General features: G+C 54.7%; 6 protein-coding genes and 1 pseudogene. All 7 read right to left on the reverse strand.

Annotation, left to right across the window (positions count from 1 at the left end; translation table 11 throughout):
* Position 1: 1 nt before the first annotated feature.
* Positions 2 to 844 (reverse strand): annotated as a pseudogene (locus ACTBDZ_RS02885) (YcbJ family phosphotransferase).
* A gap of 288 nt (positions 845 to 1,132) precedes the next feature.
* On the reverse strand, positions 1,133 to 1,879 hold the full coding sequence (gene kdsB, locus ACTBDZ_RS02890) for a 3-deoxy-manno-octulosonate cytidylyltransferase (RefSeq protein ID WP_438814169.1): 747 nt from the start codon (positions 1,877 to 1,879) through the stop codon (positions 1,133 to 1,135).
* The gene (locus tag ACTBDZ_RS02895) at positions 1,876 to 2,058 is read right to left on the reverse strand and encodes a Trm112 family protein (protein WP_291971880.1); all 183 of its coding nucleotides are present in this window, start codon (positions 2,056 to 2,058) and stop codon (positions 1,876 to 1,878) included. The genes kdsB and ACTBDZ_RS02895 overlap by 4 nt, the downstream gene beginning before the upstream one ends.
* A 44-nt stretch (positions 2,059 to 2,102) precedes the next feature.
* Positions 2,103 to 3,095, reverse strand: a complete 993-nt coding sequence (gene lpxK / locus ACTBDZ_RS02900) for a tetraacyldisaccharide 4'-kinase (protein ID WP_438814170.1) — start codon at positions 3,093 to 3,095, stop codon at positions 2,103 to 2,105.
* Complete coding sequence (gene msbA / locus ACTBDZ_RS02905; protein WP_438814171.1) at positions 3,092 to 4,840, reverse strand: lipid A ABC transporter ATP-binding protein/permease MsbA; 1,749 nt, start codon at positions 4,838 to 4,840, stop codon at positions 3,092 to 3,094. Before msbA ends, lpxK begins: the two co-directional genes overlap by 4 nt.
* Before the next feature lie 95 nt (positions 4,841 to 4,935).
* Positions 4,936 to 6,618: a DNA internalization-related competence protein ComEC/Rec2 gene (locus tag ACTBDZ_RS02910; protein WP_438814172.1), complete on the reverse strand. Its 1,683-nt coding sequence runs from the start codon at positions 6,616 to 6,618 to the stop codon at positions 4,936 to 4,938.
* 24 nt (positions 6,619 to 6,642) lie between these two features.
* On the reverse strand, positions 6,643 to 6,742 hold a 100-nt coding region (locus tag ACTBDZ_RS02915; protein ID WP_438813920.1), incomplete at its 5' end, for a hypothetical protein.

A 6,742-nucleotide genomic window follows, 5' to 3' on the forward strand; every position in this document is an offset into this window, starting at 1 on the left:
TCTATTCCAGCCAGGGAGTCAATTCGCGCGTGGCGCGATTGAACAGCGCGCGATCCAATTGTCCGGTTTGAAGGTAGCGGGAAACCGCTTCCCAAATGACGTAAAGCCAGCGACGATAGACAAAATTTTCCGCCAACGGTGCTTTTTGCAGGTAGCGATAAAGTAACGCTTCCGACATGCCCGGCTCGCACAGGCGAAACATGTCATATTCCCTGGGAGCCCACAACATCATGCCGGGGTTGATCAATTGCCGTGCACCAACACGCAACCGTCATCAAAATCATCAAACAAGGCATCAAGACACTGGCGCGAGCGGTACAACACGCTGCGATCTTCCTGCGTCAGTAACGGTGCACCTACATTCAATAACGTTGACCAAAGCACCTCCAGCCGCTGTTCGTACCAACTGAGCCAGTCGTTATCCTGCGTGCTATCCACTCTGCCCACACAGCCGTGACTATCGATGCGGTGCCAGAGCAGCACACTTTCAACCACATGATCCATCAGCGACATCCAACGCTCGGGGGTGCGCGTTGGCGCTTCGACTGATACACCGCGCAGGCGCTCAATCAACAACAGCTCTTTGTAGGGGGCTTCCTGGGTGATCACCACACCGTACACCGTCGGCAAGCGTACATCCCCCTCGCGCGCCAGCATGGAAAGCTTGTACGCTTCTTGCTGCGCAATGCCCTGACAGACATAGCTTTTCGCCAACAGCGGCATGGCGTTGCCGTTATTGTCATACAGGGCGTATAAGTGTGTGTAGGGTTGCTAACTGATGCGTTCGAGCCGGCTTAATTTTTCCCCCCAACACCGTGCTTAATTCAGCCTTCAAATATTCCATACGTTGCTAAACCTCGCTCCTGCTTCAGGATCCCGCGTGTCATCATGCGGTGGACCGCCGTCAATTTCTTCAATATAGATCAAATAAAGTGCCATCGGCAGGCGGTATACCGGTTTTGGCGCAAGGCGAGAGGTGATGTCACGAGCAAGTGGAGGGATTAGATAAAAAAGTCACTTTACCCTTCGTCATCCTCGGCGAAAGCTGGGGATCTCTGCGAGAATAAAGGCGTTTCTTCAGCAAGAGATTCCCGCCTTCGCGGGAATGACGATGGGAACGTAGTAGCGAACGTTACAGCATCGCCGCACGCACGCGCTGTAAATCTTCTGGCGTATCTACGCCGACGCTGGGCACGGCCTGCGCTACCGCAACATGGATTTTCTCGCCGTACCACAGCACGCGCAACTGTTCGAGCAGTTCGATCTGCTCCAGGCTACTGGGCTGCCAGGTCACATAACGACGGATAAAACCTGCGCGGTAAGCGTAGATGCCAATATGGCGTAAGAAATGGTCGCCAATCGTCTCCTTGTTTTGAGCAAAACGCTCGCGATCCCAGGGAATGGTGGCGCGGGAAAAATAGAGCGCATAGCCCTGCGCATCCATCACCACTTTTACCGCATTGGGGTTAAACGCCTCTTCTGCAGTGGTGATAGGTACGGCTAAAGTCGCCATCCCGGCCTGACACACGGCCAGATTATCCGCCACCTGACGAATAATCACCGGAGGAATCAAGGGTTCATCCCCTTGGACGTTAACGATGATTTCATCATCCGGGAATTGGTAACGTTCGATAACCTCTGCCAAACGTTCCGTACCAGAATGGTGATCGGTGCTGGTCAGACACACTTCCCCGCCAGCCAGTTCCACCGCACGTTGAACGTCAGGATGATCCGTCGCGACAATAACACGGCTGGCACCGGATTCCAGGGCGCGTTCCATCACATGCACCACTATCGGCTTACCGTTGATATCCGCCAGCGGCTTTCCCGGTAAGCGCGTTGAGGCATAGCGCGCAGGTATGATCGCAGTAAAACTCATTGTGTTATCTCATCGGCGGGAATTTTGCGCGCTTCGTTTTCCAGCAGGACCGGAATACCATCACGCACCGGATAGGCCAAAGCATCCGCTTTACAAATCAGTTCCAGCTTCTCTTTGTTGTAGTACAACCGTCCGTTGCATACCGGACAGGCAACGATCTCGAGTAAACGGTGATCCATGCATCCTCCATTAAAGGTGCTTACAAACAAAATGGGTAGCCACGTTACGCGCGCGGTGAAGGCAACAGTGACGTTATCTTATCCAGCAATAGTGATGCTCCAGACTCGGCAAGTTGCGCATCTACCGGCACGTACCACCAGTTAGCCTGGGCGAAAGCGCGGCACTTCACCGCATCTTTTTCCGTCATCAGCAATGGCTGCTGATTATCCTCGGTCAGCGCTTGAATGGCTTCTGGCAAATAAGTTTGGTGATCGGCAAACGTGACTTCGCGCACAACGTTCACGCCTTGAGCCCGTAGCGTGGCAAAAAATCGGGGCGGATGACCAATGCCCGCCATGGCGACACTTCCCGTCAAGGTCGCCACCGGGCAGGTTTCACCTGTGAGTACATTAATCGCGTCACCCGGTTGCAAATGCATGGCAATTTCGCCGGACTGGGATGCGCCACCGTTAACCACAATGGCATCCACGCTGCGCAAACGATCGGCCCGTTCGCGCATCGGCCCGGCGGGCAGCCACCAGCCGTTACCAAAACGACGCTCACCGTCCACCACCACAATCTCGATATCCCGCGCCAGCGCATAGTGCTGCAAACCGTCATCGGTGACAATCACATCAAGCGGCTGACGCGCCAGTAGCGCTTCAATGGCATCGCGCCGCACAGGGGATACCGCCACCGCAGCGCCCGTGCGCTGGTAAATCAGTACTGGCTCATCTCCCGTTTGCGCCGTAGACACCGAGGCATCCACCACCAGCGGATAGCGCTCCGCCTTGCCACCGTAGCCACGCGATACCACGCCAACGCGATACCCTTGACGTTGCAGTTGCTCCACCAGCCAGACCACCAGCGGCGTTTTACCATTTCCACCGGCGGTCAGGTTACCCACAACCGCTACCGGGATAGGCGCGCGCCAGGCACGACGCCAGCCAGCACGGTAGCTATAGCGGATAACCGCCGTTATCAATCCGTACAACATCGCCAAAGGGATCAGCAGCCAGTAGAGCCGCGATGCACCAGACCAGATGCGCGCTATCATTCGCCAAACTGCATTTTATGCAACTGTGCGTAAGCGCCATTTTTCGCCAGCAGCTCCGCGTGCGGCCCGCGTTCAATAATCTGCCCATCCTCAACGACCAGAATCTCATCAGCACTCTCGATAGTAGACAAACGGTGCGCAATCACCAACGCGGTACGATCTTTTTGCAGCTCATCCAGCGCAGCCTGAATCGCTCGTTCTGATTCGGTATCCAGTGCTGACGTGGCTTCATCCAGCACCAGAATCGGACAATCACGCAGTAATGCGCGTGCAATGGCGATACGCTGACGTTGCCCGCCAGAGAGCAATACGCCATTTTCACCGATAATCGTATCCAGTCCGTTATCCATTTTGCTAATAAAGTCCATCGCATGGGCCATTTTGGCTGCGCGCTCGATGTCTTCTCGCGAGTAGCGATCGCCGCAGGCATACGAGATATTATTAGCAATGGTGTCGTTAAACAGGTGCACGTGTTGCGACACTAACGCGACCTGACGACGCAGCGAGGAGAGCGTATAGTCGCGCAGGTCATGCCCATCCAGCAGGATCTCGCCGGATTGAATGTCGTAAAAACGCGTGATCAGGTTGGCGATGGTGGACTTGCCGGAACCCGAACGCCCAACCAACGCCACCGTTTTACCCGGAGGAATGTGCAGGCTGACATTCCTCAGCGCCAATGTCTCTTTGGTCGGATAGGCAAAACTGACATTGCGGAATTCCAAATCGCCTTCGGCCCTTTCCAGCACTCGCGTACCTTCGTCTTTCTCCTGCTCCATATCCAGAATGGCAAACAGAGTTTGGCAGGCTGCCATGCCGCGTTGAAACTGGGCATTGACGTTAGTTAACGATTTAAGCGGACTCATCAGGGCGATCATCGAGGAGAACACCACGGTAATGGTCCCGGCCGTCAACGTATCCATCACACTCGGGAAGCTGGCGGCATAAAGCACAAATGCCAGCGCCAGAGACGCAATCAACTGGATGATCGGATCAGAAATCGCTGACGCCGACACCATTTTCATGCCTTGGGTACGGATTCGGTTACTGACTTTATCGAAACGCGCCACTTCAACGTCCTGACCGCCGAAAATCAGCACTTCTTTATGGCCTTTCAGCATCTGCTCGGCGCTGGCCGTCACCTGCCCCATGGTGTTCTGAATATTTTTGCTGATATTACGAAAGCGTTTAGATACCACGCGGATCGCAATAGCCACGATGGGAGCGATAACAATCAGGATAATAGACAGTTGCCAACTGTAGTAAAACATCAGCACAAACAGACCGATAATCGATGAACCTTCACGTACCAACGTAATCAACGCGCCGGATGAGGACGAAGCCACCTGTTCAGAATCATAGGTAATGCGAGAGAGCAGCGTTCCCGTTGATTGCTGATCAAAGAAGCCTACGGGCATGCCCATAATGTGGCTGAACAAACGACGGCGCATATTCATGACCACCTTGCCCGATACCCAAGAGACGCAGTAGGCGGACACATAACCGGTTACCCCGCGTACCAGCATCAGGCCCATCACCACCAGTGGCATCCACAGCAGAATGCTGCGATCGGTTTTCCCAAACCCTTCATCCAGCAAAGGCTTCAACAGCGAGAGCATCAGCGTGTCACCCGCCGCATTGATGATAAGCGCAATTGCCGCCGCGGCTAAGCCCGCCTTAAAGGGAGAAATCATCGGCCACAGGCGACGGAAGGTCTGCCAGGTGGAGAGGTCTTTATCATTCAGCATGCAATAAACCTGAATTATTTATAAATAGCCGCTTATTCTACTCACTATCGCGCTTTACGCCAAACCACTGATGATACCAAAACGGCAATAGCCGCTCACGAATAGGGTAAAACCTGCCAGCGTTCGTTGAAAAAACGTACACTGATTTGTCCTGACTGCACCGTATCGACCCAATGATGCCCCGCTTGGCGATAACGTGCGATAACCGCAGCAGACGGCAGACGCCACGGATTATAACGCCCGGTAGAGGCAAGCGCATACCGGGGATTCACCGCGCGTAAAAACGGCGCGCTGGATGAGGTCTTGCTTCCGTGGTGGGGAATTTGTAACAAATCAGCAGCCAGTTCGTCTCGCAGTGCGCTCTCAAGGCGTCTTTCTGCTTTTATTTCAATATCTCCGGTCAATAACACACGGTGTTTACCGTCATCGATACGCACCACGCAGGAATCATCGTTGCCTGCGTGCGCCACCAGCTTCGGCGGCCACAATACCGTAAACCTCAACCCTCGCCACTGCCAGTTTTCCCCCTGGATGCAAGCGCGATGACCCGGCTCGGTAAACGGGCTGTAGACAGTGAGCGCTGGGTACGCCTGCAACAAAGAACCCAGCCCACCGATGTGATCCTGATGGCTGTGACTGAGAATAACCGCCTCGGGCGTGATGCCGCGCCAGCGTAAATAGGGCAAAATCTCGTACTGCGCCATGTCTCCGCCCGGCCACTGGCTGCCTGTATCAAACAGGACAGCATGCCCCTCCTGCTCGATAACAATGGCTAATCCGTGCCCCACATCCAGCATATCCACTCGCCACTCCGGTTGCGGAGCTGCCGCCCGTTGCAGCACCAGATACAGCACTAACGCCGCTACGCTGGCAGGATAGACGCGCCACCAGCCAAAGCGCCAGATAATGACACCGCACCACCCCAGCAGGCTCCAGGCAAGGTAATGTTCATCAATCGTTATCCAACCGCGTTGCAGCGGCTTGAGCACCATGAACACCACATCCAACGATCGATCCGCCAGCCACCAGGTGCTGTAACTTAACGGGGGGAACGACGCCAGCGGCAGTGCCAACAACACCAAGGGTGTCGTAACAAAAGAAACCAGTGGCACGGCCCAGATATTAGCCGGTAGCGATGTCAGGCTGATGCCCTTAAATATGCCCCATTGCAACGGCAGCAGCAGTAAGGTTATGCCACATTGCAAATGTGCCACACGCAGTAGCGCCCATTGCCACCCTTGCCGTAAACCATAAGGCAACGGAGCCCATTGAAACCAAAAAATCAGCCCGGCGACGGCGACACAAGAGAGCCAAAAGCTGTTGGACAGTACCATCATTGGCTCACTAAGAAACACTAAGGCGACACACCACAACCACACTTGCCAGGATGTGCAGGTGACACCCCACCAGCGAATCAGCGTCCAGACGCTAAAAGCCAGTGCGGCCCGGATCGCCGGAGGGTTCTCGCCCGCTAACCATGCATAGCTCCAGGCCAGGAGCACTCCGGCCAACAGCGGTAACGACGGTACTATCCAACGCAACGGTAACAAGCGTTGCACCGCGCGCATCAGTCCCCAACCGAACAGGGCAGCCAAAACGATATGCAATCCAGAAATCACCATCAGGTGCATGGTACCCGTCTGCTGCAACACGGCACTGGCTTCAGGCGTTAACGTTTTCATTACGCCAAATACCAACGCCAGCAAAATGGCATGCCAACGCAGCGAACTGGCGTGCTGTACAACCTGTGTTAACAGAGACGCTGACGCGCACCGCATGCTAAATAGCTGTTCCTAATACCGCTACACTTTTGCCTGTCCATGTTTTCCACTGGGAAACGGGCTGACGGTTTCCATGAAGCGGCGAACCTTGTTCAGTAACTGCCACATTGAACAGCATTGA

It is taken from the genome of Symbiopectobacterium sp., from assembly GCF_051710365.1.
In the GTDB taxonomy this organism is placed as follows: Bacteria; Pseudomonadota; Gammaproteobacteria; order Enterobacterales; family Enterobacteriaceae; genus Symbiopectobacterium.